Annotated in this window: 14 protein-coding genes; 5 read left to right on the forward strand and 9 right to left on the reverse strand. The window is 72.0% G+C overall.

Annotated features, from left to right (window positions below; all coding sequences use genetic code 11):
* Positions 1–264 precede the first annotated feature (264 nt).
* The gene (locus JN22_RS19035) at positions 265–1,215 is read left to right on the forward strand and encodes an L-lactate dehydrogenase (protein ID WP_085555444.1); all 951 of its coding nucleotides are present in this window, start codon (positions 265–267) and stop codon (positions 1,213–1,215) included.
* Positions 1,216–1,315: 100 nt separating this feature from the next.
* Here the strand turns inward: JN22_RS19035 and ppa are convergent, their stop codons facing one another.
* Positions 1,316–1,873: an inorganic diphosphatase gene (gene ppa, locus JN22_RS19040; protein WP_085555445.1), complete on the reverse strand. Its 558-nt coding sequence runs from the start codon at positions 1,871–1,873 to the stop codon at positions 1,316–1,318.
* 203 nt (positions 1,874–2,076) lie between these two features.
* Here ppa and JN22_RS19045 point away from each other — a divergent pair, with 203 nt between their 5' ends.
* Positions 2,077–3,873: an extracellular solute-binding protein gene (locus JN22_RS19045; RefSeq protein ID WP_085557238.1), complete on the forward strand. Its 1,797-nt coding sequence runs from the start codon at positions 2,077–2,079 to the stop codon at positions 3,871–3,873.
* Between the two features lie 90 nt (positions 3,874–3,963).
* Here the strand turns inward: JN22_RS19045 and trxA are convergent, their stop codons facing one another.
* The 7 genes from trxA to JN22_RS19080 form a co-directional block, all read right to left on the reverse strand.
* Positions 3,964–4,287 (reverse strand): thioredoxin TrxA, encoded by a 324-nt coding sequence (gene trxA, locus JN22_RS19050; RefSeq protein ID WP_085555446.1) that lies wholly within the window; start codon positions 4,285–4,287, stop codon positions 3,964–3,966.
* Positions 4,288–4,418: 131 nt separating this feature from the next.
* Complete coding sequence (gene addA / locus JN22_RS19055) at positions 4,419–7,943, reverse strand: double-strand break repair helicase AddA (RefSeq protein WP_085557239.1); 3,525 nt, start codon at positions 7,941–7,943, stop codon at positions 4,419–4,421.
* 16 nt (positions 7,944–7,959) lie between these two features.
* A complete protein-coding gene (gene addB / locus JN22_RS19060; protein WP_085555447.1) occupies positions 7,960–10,932 on the reverse strand; it encodes a double-strand break repair protein AddB in 2,973 nt (990 codons plus the stop codon).
* A gap of 160 nt (positions 10,933–11,092) precedes the next feature.
* Positions 11,093–11,839, reverse strand: coding sequence for a nucleotidyltransferase family protein (locus tag JN22_RS19065; RefSeq protein WP_085555448.1), 747 nt, complete (start codon positions 11,837–11,839; stop codon positions 11,093–11,095).
* A gap of 1 nt (position 11,840) precedes the next feature.
* On the reverse strand, positions 11,841–12,854 hold the full coding sequence (locus tag JN22_RS19070) for an aminoglycoside phosphotransferase family protein (protein WP_085555449.1): 1,014 nt from the start codon (positions 12,852–12,854) through the stop codon (positions 11,841–11,843).
* Between the two features lie 2 nt (positions 12,855–12,856).
* Positions 12,857–13,336 (reverse strand): tRNA (adenosine(37)-N6)-threonylcarbamoyltransferase complex ATPase subunit type 1 TsaE, encoded by a 480-nt coding sequence (gene tsaE, locus JN22_RS19075; protein ID WP_085555450.1) that lies wholly within the window; start codon positions 13,334–13,336, stop codon positions 12,857–12,859.
* Between the two features lie 102 nt (positions 13,337–13,438).
* Positions 13,439–13,855 carry a hypothetical protein gene (locus tag JN22_RS19080; protein ID WP_085557240.1) on the reverse strand — a complete coding sequence of 139 codons (417 nt, stop codon included), beginning with the start codon at positions 13,853–13,855 and terminating at the stop codon, positions 13,439–13,441.
* Positions 13,856–14,104: 249 nt separating this feature from the next.
* On the opposite strand from JN22_RS19080, the gene JN22_RS19085 reads away from it, so the two are divergent.
* A complete protein-coding gene (locus JN22_RS19085) occupies positions 14,105–15,127 on the forward strand; it encodes an NAD(P)/FAD-dependent oxidoreductase (protein ID WP_085555451.1) in 1,023 nt (340 codons plus the stop codon).
* 338 nt (positions 15,128–15,465) lie between these two features.
* Here the strand turns inward: JN22_RS19085 and JN22_RS19090 are convergent, their stop codons facing one another.
* Positions 15,466–16,038, reverse strand: coding sequence for a Spy/CpxP family protein refolding chaperone (locus JN22_RS19090; protein WP_085555452.1), 573 nt, complete (start codon positions 16,036–16,038; stop codon positions 15,466–15,468).
* Between the two features lie 209 nt (positions 16,039–16,247).
* Between JN22_RS19090 and JN22_RS19095 the strand changes: the two genes are divergently transcribed.
* Entirely contained in the window at positions 16,248–16,979 is a 732-nt protein-coding gene (locus tag JN22_RS19095) for a response regulator (protein ID WP_085555453.1), read from the forward strand.
* On the forward strand, positions 16,976–18,367 hold the full coding sequence (locus tag JN22_RS19100; RefSeq protein WP_317852930.1) for an ATP-binding protein: 1,392 nt from the start codon (positions 16,976–16,978) through the stop codon (positions 18,365–18,367). The genes JN22_RS19095 and JN22_RS19100 overlap by 4 nt, the downstream gene beginning before the upstream one ends.
* The last annotated feature ends 2 nt before the right edge of the window (positions 18,368–18,369 follow it).

Below are 18,369 nucleotides of genomic sequence, written 5' to 3' on the forward strand. Positions count from 1 at the left end.
TGCAGGAGAATTCGCCAAGCGCGCAGCATAGCGCGCCCGATCGGCGGTTTTGATGACGAACAGCGGCGGGCCGGACTTTCTTCCGTCCCATTTGCTGCGGCGCAACATTAAGGGTTGGTATGACCATCGGACAAGGGGGCGTTTCGTCGCGCGTCGCCAAAGGCACAAAATTGGCGCGGCAGCCTTGCACGGACGCTCCTCCGGCCGCAGGTTTGAAGGCTTGACGCTCTTGAAACCGGAAATGGCAAAAGGGAGGACACGGGCATGAAGGTCGGAATCGTCGGGGCGGGCTTCGTCGGCAGCACCGCCGCCTTCGCGATGGTCACGATGGGGGCGGCCAGCGAGATCGTGCTGGTCGACGCCAACGACGCGCTGGCCCAGGCCCAGGCCCAGGACATCGCCCACGCCGTTCCCTTCGCCCGCGCGGTCGCCGTCCAGGCCGGGCCCTACGCGGCGCTGGAGGGTGCCGGCGTGGTGGTGCTGTCGGCCGGCGTCGCCCAGAAGCCGGGCGAAACCCGGCTCGACCTGCTGGAGCGCAACGCCCGCGTCTTCGCCGAGGTGATTCCCGCCGTTCTCGCCGCCGCACCCGACACTGTGCTGCTGATCGCGACCAACCCGGTCGACGTGATGACTCAGATCGCCACCCGCATCAGCGGCCTGCCGCGCCACCGGGTGATCGGCTCCGGCACCGTGCTGGACACCGCGCGCTTCCGCGCCCTGCTCGCCCGCAAGCTGGGGGTGACGCCGAAATCCGTCCACGCCCATGTGGTCGGCGAGCACGGCGACTCGGAGGTGCTGCTGTGGTCCGGCGCCACCGTCGCCGGGGTGCCGGTGGAGCGGATCGCCGAGCAACTCCGCCGTCCGCTGACCGCCGGGGACCGCGCCGACATCGACGAGGGGGTGCGCCGCGCCGCCTACCGCATCATCAACGGCAAGGGTCACACGGCCTTCGGCATCGGCGGCGGGCTGGCCCGTCTGGTCGCCGCCATCGCCGGCGACGAGCGCATGGTGACGACCTGCGCGATGCTGAACGATAACGTCGTCGGCGTGCCCGAGGTGGTGCTGTCGCTGCCCCGGATCGTCGGAGCCGGCGGGGTGCTCGACACCATCCTGCCCGACCTCGCCCCCGACGAGGAAACCGCCCTGCGGCGCAGCGCCGACATCCTCAAGGAGGCGGCGGACGGGGTGGAGCGGCGGATGGGCTGGAAGGCCTGACGGCCGCCCCCATCGCCTTCCCCAAACGCAAACCGCCGGACGGACCAGGACTTCGTCGTCCCGGTCCATCCGGCGGTGCGTGGCGTTGATCGGCGGTCGATCAGACGATGACGCCGGGCTTGCCCTTGTTGGCGGCCGCGGCGCGGGCCAGGCCTTCCTCGATCTTCTTGGCGGCCTCCTCGGCGTCGCCCCAGCGCAGGACCTTCACCCACTTGCCCTTCTCGAGATCCTTGTAGTGCTCGAAGAAGTGGGCGATCTGCTCGGTCAGGATGCTCGGCAGGTCGGTGTAGTTCTTCACGTCGCTGTAGAAGGGGTGCAGCTTGTCGACCGGAACGGCCAGCAGCTTCTCGTCCTCGCCGCCCTCGTCCTCCATGTACAGGACGCCGATCGGGCGCGAGCGCAGCACGGCGCCGGGGATGACTGGGGTGCGGCCGACGACGCAGACGTCCACCGGGTCGCCGTCGCCCGACAGGGTGTGCGGAATGAAGCCGTAGTTGCAGGGATAGAACATCGCCGTGTGCAGGAAGCGGTCGACGAACATCGCACCCGATTCCTTGTCGACCTCGTACTTCACCGGGTCGCCGCCCACGGGGATCTCGATGACGACGTTCACATCCCAGGGCGCGTTCTTGCCCACGGCAACCTTGCTCAGATCCATAATCTCTCGTCCTTCGACTGGCGTAACGGGGCGTGTTCTTGTTCGGCGCCGATGCCGATGACCCAAGACATGATGCCCCAAAGGCTCATGCCAGGACCGCACCGGCGCCGCGCGCGGCCGGAGTGTAGGCGAGAAGCGTGCGCAAGGCCAAGGCACTTGCGCGGCCTATTGCGCAGATGCGGCAAAGCGGCAACCTTGCGGGCATGACCCGGCTCATCTCCTCCCTCGTCCTGCTTCTGCTGGCCGGCACCGGCGCGGTGGCGGACACCACGCACGGCATCGCGATGCACGGCGACCTCCGGCTGCCGCCGGGCTTCGCGGCGCTGCCCTACGTCAACCCGGCGGCCCCCAAGGGCGGCACCATCCGGCAGGCGGTCACCGGCAGCTTCGACACGCTGAACCCGCACATCGTGAAGGGCGTGCCGGCGCTGGGCCTCGGGCTGACCTTCGAGAGCCTGCTGACCCGCTCGTGGGACGAGCCCTTCTCGCTCTACGGCCTGCTGGCCGAAAGCCTGGAGGTCGCCGACGACCGCTCGGCCGTCACCTTCCGCATCAACCCGAAGGCGCGCTGGCACGACGGCACGCCGGTGACCGCCGACGACGTGCTGTTCTCGCTGGCGGTGCAACGTGCCCACGGCACGCCGAACCGCCGGCTGTTCTACGCCAAGGTGACGACGGCGGAGGCGCCCGATCCGCGCACCGTGCGCTTCGCCTTCGCCGCCAACCCGGACGGCAGCATCGACCGCGAGATGCCCTTGCTGATGGGGCTGATGCCGATCCATTCCAAGGCATGGTGGGGTGACAAGCCGTTCGACCGCACGACGCTGGAGCCGATTCCGGGCAGCGGCCCCTACCGGGTGGCGTCGGTCGATCCCGGCCGCCGCATCACCTACGAGCGGGTGCCCGACTATTGGGGGCGCGACCTGCCGATCCGGCTCGGCCAGTTCAACGCCGACCGGCTCGACTACGTCTATTACCGCGACGACTCGGTGGCGCTGGAGGCGTTCAAGGCCGGCGAGGGCGACGTGCGGCGCGAGATCGACCCGGCCAAATGGGCGACCGGCTACGACGGCCCGGCCCTGCGCGACGGCCGAATCCTGCGCGAGGAACTGCCGCACCGGCGCCCCGACTTCGCGCGCGGCCTGATCTTCAACACCCGGCGGCCGCTGTTCGCCGACATTCGCGTGCGCCGGGCGCTGGGGATGGCGACCGACTTCGCCTGGATGGGGCGGACCCTGTTCCACGGCGTCCTGGCGCGGACCGCCAGCTATTACCCGAACTCGGAACTTGCGGCGCAGGGACTGCCCGAGGGGGAGGAGTTGCGCGTCCTCGCCGCCTTCCGCGACCGCTTGCCCCCGGAGCTCTTCACCCGGCCCTTCGCCCTGCCGCAAAGCGACGGCAGCGGCCCGGCGGGCTCGCGCGGCAACCTGCGCGAGGCGCTGCGGCTGCTGGCCGAGGCCGGCTGGCGAGTGCGCGACGGCCGGCTGACGGACGCCGGGGGACGCCCCTTCGCCTTCGAAATCCTGCTGGCCGACCCGTCGGAAGAGAAGGTGGCGCTGGAGTTCGCCCGCTCGCTCGACCGGCTGGGGATCGCCGCCTCGGTGCGGACGGTGGACAGCGCCCAGTTCCAGGCGCGGCTGGAGCGCTTCGACTTCGACATGACGCTGCGCTGGTGGATCTCCAGCCTCTCGCCGGGCAACGAGCAGCTCTATTACTACGGCTCCGAGGCCGCCGGGCAGGAGGGCAGCCGCAACCTCGCCGGCATCCGCGACCCGGTGGTCGACTCCATCGCCCGCTCCATCGCCGAGGCGACGACGCGCGCCGATCTGGTGGCGCGGGTGCGGGCGCTCGACCGGGTGCTGTCGTGGGGGCACTACATGGTGCCGCTGTTCCACAGCCCGGTGGACCGTCTGGCCCATTGGACCCGGCTGAAGCGGCCGGAGACGACGCCGCTCTATGGCCCGTTGATCGAGACCTGGTGGGTGGAGGACGGGCGGTAGGGGCAAGTGGCAGCCAAGAAAAAAAATCCAAGAAAAAACCCCGCCGCGACCGCGACGGGGTTCCTTCGACGAACGTGACCGCTCAGCGGCTCAGAGCGACGCCTCGAGCCACTGGATCAGCGCGCCCTTGGGCAGCGCGCCGATCTTGGTGGCGGCGACGTTGCCGTTCTTGAACAGCATCAGCGTCGGGATGCCGCGCACGCCGTACTTGGTCGGGGTGCCGGGGTTCTCGTCGATGTTCAGCTTGGCAACCGTCACCTTGCCCTCGAACGAAACGGCGATGTCTTCCAGCGCCGGAGCGATCATCTTGCAGGGGCCGCACCATTCCGCCCAGAAATCGACCAGGACCGGGCCGGGGGCCTGGAGAACGTCCTGCTCGAAGTTGTCGTCGGTAACCTTGATGGTGGTGCTCATGTGACCTCTTGCCTGAATTCAGGGCCTTCGCCGGCCGCGAGCGCGGGGAGGCGAGGCATGGCCCTGTCCGTGGAATTGAGCAAAATGTAGGGCGGACCTGACGTGCCGGTCAAGTGACCCCATCTTTCGGGTCAGCCACCGGCCCCGGCCGCGACCCCGGTCAATCCTGGAACGCCGGCCGCGTCGAGAAGTTCCGCCGGCAGTTCCATGGCGAACGGCCCATCGGTCCACAGCAGCACGCAACGCACGCCCATGCCCGGATAGACCGCCTCCAGCGCCGCCCGGTAGGCGGCCATCTGGCGGCGGTAAACCGCTGGAACATCATCCAAAACCCGTGGCGGCGGACGGTTCGTCTTGTAATCGACGATCCACACCGTGTCGCCGCGAATCGTCAGCCGGTCGATGCGGCCGGCGATGGTCCGGTTGCCGACGACGCCGACCAGCGGCACCTCGGCCCGCGACCCCGCGCCGAACAGGTGCGCGAAGTCCGCATGGCTCAGCACCGCCAGCGTCTCGCGCGCGATGGCGTCCTGCTGCCCGGCGTCGAGCTTGTGGGCCGGGCGGGCGAGGAAGCGGCGGCAGGCGGCCTCCCGAGCCCCCTCCTCCAGTTCGGGCAGGGTCTGCAACAGCCGGTGCACCAGCAGCCCGCGCTTGAAGCGCTGGCCGTCGTCGGCGCCGAGCGGCGAGCGGACCGCCGGCTCTTCCCCGTCGGGGCGCGACGGCGTGAGCGGGCGCGACGGCTCCGGCTCGACCGGGGCCGGGGCGGTCAGCCAGGACGGCGCGCCATGGTCGGCGGCGGCGTCCTCCTCGGCGACGTAACGGGGCGGAACGGCGGTCTGCGGGCCGGCCAGACGCCAGCCGGGGCCGCTCCAGCCTTCCGGCCCGTGGTGGGTGAAGTCGAAGTCCTGCGGCACGCCGCTGTCGCTCAGCGCCGCCTCGACCAGCTTGTACCAGCAGCCTTCCGGCGGCTCGCGCTTCCCCTGGTAGCCGCAGACGTAGAGCCGGTCCTCGGCGCGGGTCAGCGCGACGTAGAGCAGGCGGCGGTATTCCTGGTCGCGCCGCCGGTTGGCCCGCGCCCGCGCCTCGGCGCTCAGCGAATCCTCCTGGGTGCGGCGGGCGGCGAAGAGGGGCACCGGGCAGTCGTCGTCCGGCCACAGGATCGGCGGGCTCTGGGTCGGGTTGCCCAGCGTGTCGGGCAGGAAGACGATGGGTGCCTGCAAGCCCTTGGAGCCGTGCACCGTCATGATCCGCACGGTGCCGCCGCCCTGGTCCAGCTCGCGCTTGATCTCGGCCTCGCTGGCCGCCAGCCAGGCCAGGAAATTCTGCAACGAGGGCGGCTCGGTCTTCTCGAAGGCGAGGCAGACCGCCAGGAACTCGTCGAGCGGGTCCTGGGCGTCGGGGCCGAGCCGTTTCAGGATGGCGCGCCGCCCCGACCGGGTGTCGGCCGGACAGGGCCGGTTCAGCAGCCCGGCGAACAGCTCGTAGGGGGCGGAGAAGTCGGTGCGCGCCAGCAGGTCGCCGAGGTAGCGCCGCGCCGGCCGCACGTCCGGATCGGTCTCGGCCGCCGCCACCAGCGCGCGCCACAGCGTGCCGCGCCGGCCGTGCGCCAGCCGGAACAGCTCCTCCTCGGTCAGCCCGATCAGCGGCCCCTTCAGCACGGTGGCGAGCGTCAGGTCGTCGTCGGGCAGCAGCAGGAAATCGGCCAGCGCCATCAGGTCCATGACGGCGAGCTGCTCGGTCAGCACCATGCGGTCGACGCCGGCCACCGGGACACCGCGGTCCTTCAGCGCGCGGACCAGCTCGGTGACGAAGCCGGTGCGGCGGCGCACCAGCACCATCACGTCGCCGGGGCGCACCGGGCGGCCCTTGGCCTCCAGCAGCTCGCCGCGCTCCAGCCAGCCGCCGACCGTGCCGGCGATGACGGCGGCGAGCCGGGCCGACGGCGAATCGGCGGCCTCGCGCGCCACCGGCGGCGCCCAGGCGGGGGTTTCCATGGCCTCGGCCGGCTTGACCGGCGGCCACAGCTCGACCAGCCCGGCCTGCCCGCGCCGGAAGGCGCGGTGGCGGATCACCGGGCTGGCCGCCGACGCCACGCCGTCACGGGCGGCCTCGCTGGCGAAGACGGCGTCCACCGCCTCCAGCACGGCTGCGGTCGAGCGGAAGGAGATGTCAAGGTCCACCGACGCCCAGCTCCGCTCCGCCGCCTCGGCGCGCTCCTGGAAATGGCGGCGCATGCGGGCGAATTCGGCCGGGTCGGCGCGCTGGAAGCTGAAGATCGACTGCTTCTCGTCGCCCACCGCGAAGACGGTGCGGGTGGTGGCGTCCCCGGCGCTCGCCGCCAGTTCGCTGAAGAACTCCCCGGCGATGGCGGCGACGATCTCCCACTGGTCGGGGTTGGTGTCCTGCGCCTCGTCGATCAGGATGTGGTCGAGGCCGCCGTCCAGCTTGAACAGCACCCAGGGCACCGCCGGCACGCCGTTCTTGCCACGCAGCAGCGTCATCGCCGCCAGGATCAGGTCGTCGTAGTCGAGCAGCGCGCGGGCCGCCTTGCGGGCGCGGTAGCTCTCCAGCATGGCTTCCGCCAGCGTCAGCAGCGCCGAGGTGGACGCGGCGACCCCGGCGGCCTTGACCCTGCCCGCCACCTCGACCAGCCGTTCGGCCTCGGCCTGGAGCCCGGCCAGCGCGACGGCGCTGGCGGCGGCGGCCTTCTTGGTGATCAGCGTCTTGCGCGGCGTGCCCTCGGCGGTCAGGTAGAGGCGCAGGTAGGCCTGGAAGGCGCGGATGCGGCTGTCGGCGGCGTCGAGCCAGCCCTGGATGCCGATGCCGCGCTCCTGGTCGCTGGCGCTGCCGGCGGAGAGCGCCCGGCAGGCCTCGCGCAGGGTGGGGGCGTCGAAGACGTCGTCGCGGCAGGCGTCCGTGAGCAGCGACGCCTCGGTGGTGCCGGGCGCGACCTTGAGGGCGTCGTGGACCGCATCGACGATGCCGTCCAGGCTGCCGAACCGCTCGAACAGGCGCTGGATGCGCCCGCGCTCCGAGGCCAGCTCGGCCAGCAGATCGGCGAACTCCTCGGCGTTGAGGTCGGCGGTCAGCCGGGCCATGGCGCGGCCGAGCGGGCTGTCCGGCTCCATCCGGCCGGCGTGGAGCACTTGGTCGCGCGCCTCGGTCAGCAGGCCGGCAGCGGTGCGCTCGTCCATCACCTCGAAATGCGGGGCGAGCCGGGCCTCCAGCGGGAAGCGGCGCAGCAGCGACTGGCAGAAGGCGTGGATGGTCTGGATCTTCATGCCGCCGGGGCAGTCGACCACCTGGGCGAACAGGCGCCGGGCGTTGGTCCTGATCTCCGGCGACGGGCGCTCGCCGCACAGGTCGGCCAGACGGTCCTCCAGATCGGCGTCGGGCAGCGTCGCCCACAGGCCCAGCGTGTTGTTGACGCGGATCGCCATCTCGGCCGCCGCCGCCTTGGTGAAGGTCAGGCAGAGGATGCGGGCGGGCGGCGTGCCGGCCAGCATCTGGCGCAGCACGCGGTCGGTCAGCACCTTGGTCTTTCCCGACCCGGCCGACGCCCCCACCCACACCGAGGAGGCCGGGTCGGAGGCGCGGCGCTGGGCGACGTTGGGGTCGAGGGGCAGCGTGCGGGCAAGGTTGTCGGTCGTCGTCATGCTCATCCCTCTCCCCTCACCCTTCCCCGCCGTCGCCGCCGGCCGACCATTCCTGGATGCGGGCCAGATGCGCGTAATCGGTGTAGCGCGGCGCCATCGCCGGACGCGGGCAGGAGCGGTAGGGGGTGGACGGGTCGTCGAACTGGCGGATCAGTTCCTCCAGCCCGGCGCGCGCCTCGGCGGCCAGCGTCGCCGGGTCGCCCTTGACCGGCTTCTCCTCGCCCGCCGGGTCGCCGCCGGCCAGACGCCAGAAGGCCAGCTCGGCGACCGTGCCCGCGTCGATGCCGCTGAAGCCGCCGGCCTCGGCGATGGCGGCCTCCAGCGGCAATTGCGGGGCGAAGCCCAGCTCGATCTCGCGGGTCGAGGGCGGGGTGCCGGTCTTGTAGTCGATCACCACCAGCCCGTCGGGCCCCTTGTCGATGCGGTCGGCCTTGGCGGTCAGGGTGAAGGGGCCGCCGGGGCCCTGGAGGGTCAGCGTGCCCGTCACCTCGGTCGCCAGCGTGCGCAGGCGCGGGCGGCGCTCGCGCTCCAGCGCGACGAACCATTCGGCGACCCGCTCGAAGCGCGGCCACCAGAAGGCCCAGACGTCGGGATGGCTGCGCAGCAGCGGCCCGAAGGCGTCGCGGCCGAGGGCGAGCAGGCGCGGCAGCGCGTCCGGCGGCAGCGGGCCGGGGAATGCGCGGACGAAGGCGTCGAGCGTGGCGTGGATGATCTGGCCGCGGTCGGCGGCGCCGGGATCGGCGGCGATGGGGTCGAGCTTCGACAGCCGCAGCACGTAGCGGGCGTAGACCGCGTAGGGATCGCGCATCCAGGTCTCGACCGCCGTCACCGACAGCTTGCGCGGCCGGGCGGCCAGCGGCGGGCGCGGCTCGGGCGGCAGCACCGGGCGGACCTGCTCCGGCTCGTCGAGCCCCTGCGCCCAGGCCAGCCAGCGGGCACCCCGATCCTCGATGCGTCCGTGCAGGTTGAGCGCCTTCAGCACGGTGTCCAGCCGCAGCAGCCAGCGCGACGGCACGGTCGGCGTGCCCTCCACCCGCTCGGCGCGGGTCAGCACCACCTCGGGCGCGCCGCAGGCGTGGGCGAAGTCGTGGGCCGACATGCCGACCAGCCGTTCCGGGCTGGGCAGGCCGAAATCCCGGCGCATCGGCCGCGACATCCAGGGATCGGCCGACGGGCTGGGCGGCCAAGTCCCCTCGTTCAGCCCGCCGAGGATGGTGAGGTCGAGATGCTGGAGGCGGGCCTCCATCGGCCCCAGGATGAACAGGCGCGGGTGCAGGCCGAAACGCGGACGCACCGCCCGCGCGCTCATCAGCGCGTCGAGCAGCGCCGGATAGTCGGTCGCCGGAATGGCCGGGAAATCCTCGACGGCGTTCAGCAGGTCGTGGACGAAGCGCGCCGCCTCCTCGCCGTCCTCCTGGCGCCAGAGCCGCTTGGGCCCCTCGGTCTCGTGGTCGTCGGCCAGCGACTCGGCGAAGGCGACGTGGGCGCGCAGCAGGTCGGCCAGCGGCGCCTCGCCCTGCATGACCTGGAGGAAGGGGGCGGCCCGGCGCGACACATCGTCGAGCCAGTCGCGCAGGATGCCCTGCTGCTCCTCATGGTCGAAGCGGGTCGCCGCGTTCAGCGCCGCCGCCACCCCGGCGAAGCCCTCGGCCGGGCGCGGGCCGCGCAGGACGGTGCGCTCCAGCGCGCGGGCGGCGGCGCGGAAATCCGCCGAGTCGCGGCCGCCCGCCGCCATCGGGTGCTTGGCCAGCGCCAGCAGGGCCAGCGGGTGGACCCGCGTCGCCGCCAGCTCCGCCGTCATGCGCAGATAGGTGCCGACGGCGGTGTGGGCGAGCGGCTGGCCGCCCGAGTCGTTCACCGCGATGCCCCAGCGGGCCAGCGCCATGGCGACCCGGCGGCCGAGGTTGCGGTCCGGCGTGATCAGCGCCGCCGTGCGGGTCGGGATCTCCAGCGCCTCGCGCATCAGCAGGGCGATGACCTGCGCCTCTTCCTCCGAGGTCGCGGCGTCGATGCGGGTCAGCCCGTCGAGCGCGGTTGCGTCAAGTCCCTCCAGCCCGCGCCAGCCCTCGGTGGTGGCGGCCGGGCGCAGGGACTCGGCGATCAGGCGGGCGCGGGGGCCGCGCGGCTCCGGCGTGTCGGCCCAGGGGACAACCTCGGCTCGGGTGACGCCCAAAGCGCGAATGAGTTGCGACAGGCCGTGCTGCGGGTGGGCCTCGTCGGTCTCGATGTGATCCCAGATGTCGTCGCCGGCCCGCTGGTCGAGGCCGGGCAGCACCACCATCCCTTGCGGCAGCCGGGCGATGACGCCGAGCAGGTCGGTCGCCGCCGCGATCGAGCCGGTGGAGCCGGCAGCGATCACCATGCCCTTGGGCGGCACCGCGCGCCACAGCGCCGCCTGCGCCTCCAGCGCGAGGTTGCGGCGGTGGGCCGGGTCGGTCTCGGCGGTCGAGGCGAGGATCGCGGGCCAGACCTCGGTGACGATGGTCAGGAACTTCAGCGTGGTCTGCCAGTGCTCAGCGTAGTCGGCGGGGACCAGCGACTCGAGCCGGTCGAAGGCGACGCGCTCGGTCCACACCGCGTCGATCAGCCGGCCGAGGTCGGCGCCCAGTCGCACCGCCTGCGCGGTGGTGGCGGCCATGCCGTCGGCGTGCAGGATCAGCCGGGCCAGCGTCATCTGCCGGTTGAGCCCGGAGATGGCGCCCGGCAGGTCGAGCGGCACCTCGGGCAGCTCGTCCTCGGTCAGGGCGAGGTCGCCGGCGTCGAGTTCGCCGAGCGGGCTGAGACGCGGCAGCAGCATCGGCCGGCCGCCGGAGCGCCGCAGGAACGCCTGTTGCAGCGAGCGGCAGGCGCGGCGGGTCGGCAGCAGGACGGTGACCTCGGCCAGCGCCAGCGGATCCTCCCCGACCCGCGCCACGATGCCCTCCGCCAGCGTGTCCACGAAGGGCGCGCCGGAGGGGATGCTGTAGACCTTGGGCGGGGGGAGGGTCATCGGGGGTCCGGAGAAGGGGTTGGTCACTTGCCCCCCGGCCCTCCCTCGGCACGGGCGGGAAAGGGAGGGAGGAGCTTCGTCAAAGTAGGGCGGCCGTCCCCTCCCCTGCGAAGCGGAGGAGGGTCAGAGTGGGGGCAAGCGCGCCGCCCCTCCCCTCATCTCAATGCGCGATGGCCCGCACGCCGCCGATGGCGAGCAGATCCTCGGCCTCCTTCAGCCCGTCGGGTGTGCCGATGTGGAACCACAGCCCGTCATGGGCGAGGCCGAACAGCCGCCCCGCCTCCTGCGCGCGGTCCCAGATCAGGTTGGTGGAGAAGGCGCCGTCGGGAGTGTCCTGCGCGAACAGCTCCGGCTTGACGATCTGCACGCCGGCGAAGACGAAGGGGGCGAGTTCCAGCTCGGCCCGCCGGGTCAGGCGGCCCAGCGGGTCCATGTGGTAGTCGCCGCGCCCCTCGTAGCCGACCGCCCGCGTGGTCGCCATCAGCAGGAGCAGCGCGTCCATCGTCTCCGGATCCCAATGCCGGGCCAGCCGCCGCAGGGCGGGGATCGGACCGTCGAGCCACAGGATGTCGGCGTTCACCGTGTAAATCGGCGCCGGCCCCAGCAGCGGCAGCGCCTTCTTCACCCCGCCGCCGGTCTCCAGCAGCGTCGCCTCGGGCGACGGCACGATGGCCGGCACACTGCGGCCGGCGAGATGGTCCTCGATCATGCGGCCGAGATAGTGGTTGTTCACCACCGCCCTTTCCACCCCCACCTCGGCCAGCCGGTCGAGCGCGTGGTCGAGCATCGGCTTGCCGAGGATCGGGATCAGCGGCTTCGGCCGGTCGAGCGTCAGCGGGCGCATGCGCACCCCCTGGCCGGCGGCCAGAACCATCGCCGTCTGGGGGATCGGAACAGTCGCGGTCATGTCAGGTCGTCTCCGGAACGACGAAATCGGCACGGGTGCCCGGCGGCAGATGGCGGGCGAACCACTCGGCGACCGGGGCAAGCTCCGGCTTGGCCAGCTGGCCCTCCAGCAGGCGCCAGACCCGCCCCAGATGGACGAGGTAGCCGCGCCGGCCCTTCAGAGCCAGGCGCACGAAGATGGCGAGGATCCGTGCGTGGCGCACCGCCCCCAGCACCGCCATGGAGCGGCGGAAGGCCGCCGCGTCCAGATCCGGGAAGGCCGCCAGATAACGGGCGGTCATCGCCTCGGCGAGCGCGGGCGCGACGTCGCGGCGGGCGTCCTCCAGCAGGGACACCAGATCATAGGCGACCGGCCCATGGCCGGCGTTCTGGAAGTCGATCAGCCCGGCCGCCTTCACACCGTCGCGCGGCAGCCGCAGCACGTTGTCGACGTGGTAGTCGCGCAGCAGCAGCGACGCCGGCCCGGCGCAGGCCGGCTCGACCACCGCCCGCCATAGCGTTTCGAATTCGGAACGATCCTCGTCCGACAGGGGAGAGCCGCAGGCCGCCGGAACGTAGACGTCGGCGAACAGCATGGTCTGCTCGACGAACAGGGCAACGTCGTAGACCGGCAGCCCCAGCCGTTCCGACCCGCCCGCCGGCCAGCAGCGGTGCAGCGCGATCAGCGAGTCGGTCGCCAGCGCGTAGAGCGGCTGTGGGTCCGCCCCCTCCGCCAGCAGGCGGGTGAAGGTTTCGTCTCCGAAATCATCCTGCAAGGCGAGGCCGCGCCCGGTGTCCGCCGCGTGGATGGCCGGCACCGACAGGCCGATGCCGGCAAGCGCCGCGCCGATCGCCATGAAGGGAAGCAGATCCTCGGCCGGCACCGGCGTGTCGACCAGGATCAGGGTCGAGCCGTCCGTCCTCCTCAGCCGCTCGTAACGGCGGACCGAGGCGTCACCGGCCAACGGCGTCCGCACCGCGTCGGCCAGACCGTTCCGGGCGAGGAAGCTCCGGATCTCGGCGTCGCGTTCCGTCATGGTCACAGCGTCCAGTCGGCGGCGGCCAGCCGGGCCGCCAGGGCGCCATGACCGGTCAGGACGGCGCGGCGGGCGTCGGGGCCGTCGTGGAACAGCTCCAGCTCCACCCGGTCGGCGGGCAGCAGCGGCCCCAGCCGGTCAGGCCACTCGACCAGCGCCACAGCCTCGGCCCGCGCGTCGTCCCAGCCCAGTTCGATCACCTCGTCGGGGCCGGACAGACGGTAGAGGTCGAAATGCCAGAGCGGCCCGATGCCGGTGTCGTAGGTCTGCACCAGCGTGAAGGTGGGGGACGGCACCTCGGCGTCGGGCTCCGTGACGCCGCGGATCAGGGCGCGCGACAGGGCGGTCTTGCCGGCGCCGAGGTCGCCGCGCAGGGCCACGAGGTCGCCCGGCCGCAGCAGGGCGCCGAGCCGCAGGGCCAGCCGTCCGGTCGCGGCCTCATCCGGCAAGGCAAGGGTCTGGGAAAAAGGGGTGTCCGACATGGGCCGGATACTGAGCGAACGGACCCGCGACCCGCAACCGGAAAGCGGCGGGTGCCGTCGAGTGTCTCAGGCTGTGTCCCTGACACGTATCAGGTCAGGGCCTCAGGCGCCGACCTTGCGCCGCGCGCCGGCCACCGCCCCGGCGCCCCCGGCCTTCGGCCCGTTGGCGGCCAGCGGCGTGACCAGACGCGGCGCCTTCTGGAAATTCATCGTGATCATCAGCGTCAGCGCGCCGTTGATCAGATGCAGCGCCTTGTCCGAGGCCACCGGCAGGGGGATGCGCCGGCCCATGCAATAGGCGACCATGGCCGCCGCGACCTCCGTTTCCGACAGCAGCAGCTCGCGGGACTCGCCGGCGTCGCTGACGATCGTCAGGATGGTTTCGACCCCGTTTCCGTGGCGGTGGCCGACCCCCTTCACCGTCCCGGTCGGCAGAGGCTCGCGCAGGCGCTGTCGACGGTCGAGAACGGCCTTGATCACCTCCGGCTCGGTGAAGACCAGGCAACGCAGTTCCTTCATGGCGGCCTCCACCGCGGCTGGGGCCGGAAGCGCGGCCCGGTCCATTGTCCGGCACGGGCGGCGCGCCGCACAATCAACAAATTTAGACAAATCCCGCCCAAACGCTGCGACGCCCCAACCCTGCGACGCAACGTCGTCCTCGGGTCCGGCCGCCATCGCCCCTGCCGGGTTGGGGTTGACCCGGCGATGAAATGCGGACAATGGAAGGACAGTCGTTCTCCCGCACCCGGTTTCAAGGAATCGCCTTCCATGTCGCAGACCCTTCATCGCACCGATGTCGTCATCGTCGGGGCCGGTCCCGTCGGACTGTTCGCCGTGTTCGAATGCGGGATGCTGAAAATGCGCTGTCACGTCGTCGACGCGCTGGACATGGTGGGCGGGCAGTGCACCGCGCTCTATCCGGAGAAGCCGATCTACGACATCCCGGCGCACCCCTCGATCGAGGCCGCCGACCTGATCGACCGGCTGGCCGAGCAGGCCGCCCCCTTCGCCCCGACCTACCATCTGGGCCAGCAGGTGGTGAAGCTGACCCGCACCGACGAGGGGCGCTGGCTGGTCGAGACCAGCATCGGCACGCGGATCGACGCCCAGGCGGTCATCCTCGCCGCCGGCGCCGGCGCCTTCGGCCCCAACCGCCCCCCCTTGGAAGGGCTGGAGCAGTATGAGGGCCACGGCGTCCATTACATGGTCCGCCGCCGCCAAGATTTCGCCGGCAAGCGCGTGGTCATCGCCGGCGGCGGCGATTCGGCGGTCGACTGGACCCTGTCGCTGGCCGACGTCGCCGAGAAGGTCTACGTCGTCCACCGCCGGCCGAAGTTCCGCGCCGCGCCGGAAAGCGTCGCCCGCATGGACGCGCTGGCCCGCGAGGGGCGCATCGAGATGGTGGTGCCCTACCAGCTCTCCGGACTGGATGGGACGGACGGCACGCTCTCCGCCGTGCGGGTCGCGACGCTGGACGGCGAGGAGAAGGCGCTGCCGGCCGACGCGCTGCTGGCCTTCTTCGGCCTGTCGATGAATCTCGGCCCGATCGCCGACTGGGGGTTGAACCTGGAGCGCAGCCACATCGCCGTGTCGCAGCCCGGCTGCGCCACCAACACGCCCGGCATCTTCGCCATCGGCGACATCGCCACCTACCCCGGCAAGCTGAAGCTGATCCTCTGCGGTTTCGCCGAGGCGGCGCAGGCGGCCCACGCCATCCACCCGATGGTGCATCCGGGCGAGGCGCTGCATTTCGAGTACTCGACATCGAAGGGCGTGCCGGGCGCCGCCTGAGGCTCCGTCGACCGGGCCGCCCTTCCCCTCCTTCGTCATGCCCGGCCTCGTGCCGGGCATTCACGGCCGCAAATTCCGAGGCGATGGTCGCGCGCGGATGACCGTGACAAGGCCGGTCATGACGACCCGAGACACATCCCGCGTGAAGGTTCGGAACCTCGAAGCGCACGCTGAAAACGGCACAGGCCGCCGGAGGGGGGATCCGGCGGCCCGCGTCTTGCGGCGACTCCTTGGGGGGCTTGGGAAATCAGCCGCCGCAAACTCGATCCTTGGTCAGATCAAGGATTGATCGTTGGTCGGATCAAGGATTGATCCGTGGTCAGATCACACCTGATACGTCAGCCGCCGCGCGACTCCTGCGGCTTGCCGTCGGGGCCGGGACGGCCGGGGCCATGGTCGCGGTCATGACCCGGCCCGCCATGATGCCCGCCATGCATCCCCTTGCCGCCCATGCGCGGACCGCCCTGGTTCAGCAGATGGTCGGCGGTCTTCTGCTGGTCCGGCGTCAGCTGGGCGTACAGCTCGTTGAGGGCCGGACGGACGGTCTGGAGCTGCTGGAGATGGGCCTGCATCATCGTCTCGGCGCGCTCCAGGCGCTGCGGCAGGGCGGCCGGGCGCGGCTGGTCCTTGAATTTGACGCACAGGTCCTGGGTCGGCTTCAGGCTGGCCCGCGCGCTGTCGGCGAACTTGGTCCAGGCGGCGCGCTGCTGCTCGGTGATCTTCAGCTTCTTCTCGGCGAAGGCGAGCTTGCCGGCGAGCCGGGCGTCCTGGTCCTCGCACATGCGGCCGAAGTGACGGTCCGGCCCGCCCGGTCCGCCCATGGGGCCGCCGGGCTCGGGCTGGGCGAAGACCGGCAGGGCGAAGCCGAGGCCGGCGACCAGCATGGCGGAGGTCAGAAGGGCGCGTTTCATGAGGAAAACTCCTGGTTGGTTAGGAGGCGATCTCGTTGGGGTGCGGCGGCGCCGCGTTCCCGATGAGCCAGACAATGGGCCCCGAACTTTGCCGGACGATGTCCGCAAACCCGTCACTTGGTAACAGTGTGTAACCGCCGCCGCTCCCGTAACCGGCCGTTACACATTTCCCCTTCACCCCAAGGCCGCAGCACCCGATCATGCGCGGCATGGACCGCATCCCCCACCTTCTGGTCGTCGACGACGACCGCGAGATCCGCTCGCTCGTGGCCCAGTTCCTGACCAAGCACGGCTTCCGTGTCACCGGGGTCAAGGACGGGGCGGAGATGATGCGCACGCTGGACGGCGCGCGCGTCGACCTGATCGTGCTCGACCTGATGCTGCCGGGGGAGGACGGGCTGTCGCTCTGCCGCCGGCTGCGGGCGTCGCCGCCGACCGCCCAGACGCCGGTCATCATGCTGACCGCGATGGGCGAGGAGACCGACCGCATCGTCGGGCTCGAGATGGGCGCCGACGACTATCTGGCGAAGCCCTTCAGCCCGCGCGAGCTGCTGGCCCGCATCAAGGCGGTGCTGCGCCGCGCCTCGGCCCCGCCGGTGGCCGGCACCAGCGCCGGCGGCACGGTGCTGCGCTTCGAGGGCTGGTCGCTCGACGTCACCAAGCGCGAGCTGCGCTCGCCCGACGGGGCGCTGGTCCAGCTCTCCGCCGGGGAGTACGACCTGCTGGTCGCCTTCGCCGAGCATCCCCAGCGGGTGCTGAACCGCGACCAGCTCCTCGATCTGGCGCGCGGCCGCTCGGCGGTGCCCTTCGACCGCTCGGTCGACGTGCAGGTCAGCCGGCTGCGCCGCAAGATCGAGCCCGACCCGGCGGAGCCGACCCTGATCAAGACGGTGCGCGGCGGCGGCTATCTGTTCACGCCGTCGGTCGGTGTGGGATCGTGAGGCTCCGGCGCTTCGCCTTTCCCGACAGCATCGCCGCGCGCATGGTGCTGACCGTGGTGGTGGCGCTGTTCCTGACCCAGGCGATCAGCACGCTGGTCTATCTGACCGACCGCAGCGAGGGGCCGCCGATCCACGGGCCGGGCGTGCTGGTCCAGCGCGTCACCGCCATCGTGCAGCTCGTCGGCAGCACGCCCGCGGCCGACCGCGAGCGGCTGGTCAAGGCGATCGACGACCCGGTGCTGCGCGTCGAATGGCACCCCGACCGGCCGCCGGAGCTGAGCGACTACACCGGGGTGCGCTTCGACGGGCTGCGGCGGCGGCTGCGCGAGACGCTGAACATCCCGTCCCGCGCCATCGTCTTCGAGGTCGAGCGGCGCGACGGCGACGACCGCCACGAGGGGGGCCGCCACCGCCCGCCGCCGCCGCCCTTCGCCGGCGACGACGACCGGCGCTGGGGGCCGCACATCCGGCTGTCGATCCAGCTCGGCGACGGATCCTGGCTGACCTTCACCGGCGGCGACCCGCTGGAGGGGCCGTTCCGCGTCATCCGCTTCGTGCTGTGGATGGGCGCGCTGGTCGCGGTGATCCTGGTGTCGTCGCTGTGGGCGGCCCGCCGCTTCACCGCGCCGCTCGCCGGCTTCGCCGCGGCCGCCGAACGGCTGGGGGTGGACGCCGAGGCCCCCCCGCTGCCCGAGGCCGGCCCGCGCGAGCTGCGCGCCGCCACCCGCGCCTTCAACCGGATGCAGGCCCGCCTCGCCCGCTTCGTCGCCGACCGCACCCAGATGCTGGCGGCGATCAGCCACGACCTGCGCACGCCGCTGACCCGGCTGCGGCTGCGCGCCGAGCTGGTCGAGGATCCGGAGATGCAGCGCAAGATGCTGGCCGACCTCGACGAGATGGAGGCGATGATCGCCGCCACCATGGCCTTCGCCCGCGACGACGCCAAGCGCGAGCCGCGCGGCCGCCTCGACCTCGCCGACCTGTTGCAGAGCCTGTGCGACGACCGGGTGGATTCCGGCCATGACGCCGTCTACGACGGCCCGGCCCACGCGGTGGCGGAGGGGCGGCCGGTGGCGCTGCGCCGCGCCTTCGCCAACCTGATGGACAACGCCATCGCCTATGGCGGCGGCTTCACCGTGCGGCTGGAGCCGGAGGAGGGGCAGTGCCGCGTCCATGTCGACGACCGCGGCCCCGGCATCCCGGAGGACGAGTTCGAGAAGGTCTTCGCCCCCTTCTACCGGCTGGAGCGCTCGCGCTCACGCGACACGGGCGGGGTCGGGCTCGGGCTGTCGACGGCGCGGACGATCATCCGCGGCCATGGCGGCGACATCGCGCTGGCCAACCGGCCGGAAGGCGGCCTGCGCGTAACGGTGACGCTGCCCCGGTAGGG

This window comes from Azospirillum agricola, assembly GCF_020005195.1.
GTDB classification, from domain to species: Bacteria; Pseudomonadota; Alphaproteobacteria; order Azospirillales; family Azospirillaceae; genus Azospirillum; species Azospirillum agricola.